Origin of the sequence: Kitasatospora sp. NPDC093558 (genome assembly GCF_040683475.1) — a bacterium.
In the GTDB taxonomy this organism is placed as follows: domain Bacteria; phylum Actinomycetota; class Actinomycetes; order Streptomycetales; family Streptomycetaceae; genus Kitasatospora.
In genome coordinates this window covers 1-2649 of record NZ_JBFBDY010000775.1, presented here as the reverse complement: position 1 = coordinate 2649, position 2649 = coordinate 1, and the positions used below count along the sequence as shown (strand labels likewise).

Genomic DNA, 2649 nt, shown 5'->3' with positions numbered 1-2649 from the left:
GCCATGTCCCACCCGCGGTCGGCGGGGAACCCGGTGATGCCGTCCCGCCCGTCCGCGACCAGCCGCCACAGCTCCTCGGGGGTGGTCACCCCGCCCGGCAGGCGGCACGCCATGCCGACGATCGCGATCGGCTCGTGCCGGCCGGACTCGGCCTCCAGCAGTCGTTGGCGTGTCTGGTGCAGGTCGGCCGTGACCCACTTGAGGTAGTCAACGAGCTTGCTGTCGTTCGACATGGGAGGTGGTGCCTTCCTGTGATGAGGCGCGGTCGGTCAGCGGTCGCCCAGACGGCCGAGCTCGTTGTCGATGAAGGCCAGGACCTCGTCCGCGCTCGCTGCTTCGAGCCGCTCCGCAATGGCGTCCTCGGCATTCTGCGCGTCCTGGTTTCGCAATTTCTCCAGCATTCGGCGCAGCCGGAGCGAAACCGCGCCGCGCGTCGCCTCGTCGGGGTCCGTGTCGGCCAGGGCCGCGTCCAGGCGGTCGAGTTGGCCGAACAGCGCGGCGCCGTCCGCGGCGTCCTGCTCGTCGAGGAGCACGCCGAGCAGGTGGGCGCCGAGGACGGCGGACGTCGGGTGGTCGAAGACCAGGGTCGCCGGGAGGCGCAGGCCGGTGACGGCGGTGAGGCGGTTGCGCAGTTCGAGTGCGGTGAGGGAGTCGATGCCGAGGTCGTGGAAGTCGCGGTCGGCGGCGACGGCCTGCGGCGAGGCGTGGCCGAGGACGGCGGCGGCCTCGGTGCGGACGAGGTCGACGACGTGGCGCAGGCGGTCGGCCTCGCGCAGCTCGAACAGGTGGGTGGCGAGGGCTGCGCCCGTGCCCGTGGTGCTCACGGCGGTACGACGTCCGCCGGGCAGGAGGGCGCGGAACATCGTGGGGACCTCGCCGCGCGGGCGGGCCCCGGCGGCCATGCGGCCGGTCGCGACCAGGTAGGGCTCGTCGACGGCCATGGCGGCGTCCAGCAGGGCGAGGCCCTGCTCCTCGGTGAGGGGCGGGACGCCGGCGGAGCGGATGCGGTGCAGGTCGGCCTCGGAGAGCGTGCCCGTCATGCCGGCCGTGGGCACCCACGCGCCCCAGCCCAAGGACTGGGCGGCGAGGCCCTGGTGGCGGCGCCAGATCGCCAGCGCGTCCAGGTAGACGTTCGCCGCCGCGTAGTTGCCCTGGCCGGCGCTGCCCAGCACACCGGAGATGGAGGAGAAGAGGACGAAGGCCTTGAGATCCTGGTCCTTGGTCAGCTCGTGGAGGTTCCAGGCCGCATCGACCTTGGGGCGCAGGACGCTTGCCAAGCGCTCGGGGGTGAGCGCGCTCACGACGCCGTCGTCCAGCACACCGGCCGCGTGCACGACGCCCGTGATCGTCCGGCCGTGGAGAGCCTGCGCGAGCGCGTCCCGGTCGGCGGCGTCGCAGGCCACGACCTCGGCACGGGCGCCGAGGTCCGTCAGCTCGTCCACCAGCTCGGGAGCGCCACCGCGACGGCTCAGCAACAGCAGGTCGCGGACGCCGTGTTCGGTGATGAGGTGCCGGGCGACGAGACGGCCCAGACCGCCGGTGCCACCCGTGACGACGACCGTGCCCGCACCCCAGCCCTTCGAGGGTCCACCGGGGGCCACGCGGGCCAGTCGGCCCACCCGCACGGCTCCGGCGCAGGCGGTGAACTGGAAGTCACCACCGTCCAGTTCGGCGACGAGAGCGGGCAGCGCCGCCCTCGCGTCCGAGGCGCGCTCGACGTCGAGCAGGGCGAAGCGGCCCGGGTTCTCCGCCTCGGCCGCCCGCACCAGACCCCAGACCGCGCCGCCGGCGAGGTCCGCGACCACGCCGCCCGGCACCGCGCCCCGGGTCGTGAACACCAGGCGGGCTCCCGCGAAACGCGGCTCGGCCAGCCACTCCTGCACCAGGCCAAGCGCCCACGCCGTCACCTCGTGCACGTCCTCGGGCGTCGCACCGCCCGCCACGGGCACGAGCACGACGTCCGGCACCTCGCCGGTCAGGTCGGCGAGCGACGGCACGTCCTCGCCCAGCGTGAATGCGCGCACGGGCCCGGCGGCACGCGCCGGGACGTCCACCCAGTCGAGCCGCAGCAGCGCCCCGGCCGGCCCGGTCCGCTCGGCGACGGCGGCCGGCTCGCCCAGCGTCAGCGAGCCGACCGACAGCACCGGCCCGCCCGTCGCGTCCACGACCTCGACCGACGCGCCCGCGCCGGCACCCGCCCGCGCGACCCGCAGCCGTACGACGGCCGCGCCGGTCGCGTGCAGCGCCAACTCGCGCCAGTCCGTGGGCACCAGCCGTCCGCCGTCGTCCTCCCCCGTCAGGGCGGCGATCTGGACGGCCGCCTCCAGCAGCGCCGGGTGCAGGCCGTACGGCGCCGCGTGCTCGGCCCGGCCGGGCAGGACCGCCTCCGCGAACACTTCGTCGCCCCGCTGCCACACCGCTTGCAGCGTGCGGAAGGCCGGGCCGTGGTCCAGCGGGTCGTGGCAGGACTCCGGGTCGACGGCCACCGCGTCCGCCGGGGGCCACGCGGAGGTATCGAAGGCGCCCCGGCCCTCGCCGGTGGCCAGAGTGCCGGTGGCCAGGGTGCCGGTGGCGTGGCATGTCCAGGGACCGTCCGGCGCGTCCTCCGGCCGGGCGTAGCAGCTCAGCGGGCGCGTCCCGGTCTCGTCC

2 protein-coding genes are annotated in these 2649 nt (G+C 75.5%); both read right to left on the bottom strand.

The features are described 5' to 3' along the window. Window positions 1-233 (bottom strand): beta-ketoacyl synthase N-terminal-like domain-containing protein (locus tag AB0O00_RS35045; RefSeq protein WP_363658754.1); only part of this gene is annotated, 233 nt, incomplete at its 3' end. A 36-nt stretch (window positions 234-269) separates the two neighbouring features. Further along, window positions 270-2649, bottom strand: a 2380-nt coding sequence (locus AB0O00_RS35040) for an SDR family NAD(P)-dependent oxidoreductase (RefSeq protein ID WP_363658753.1), incomplete at its 5' end; no start/stop codon positions are given.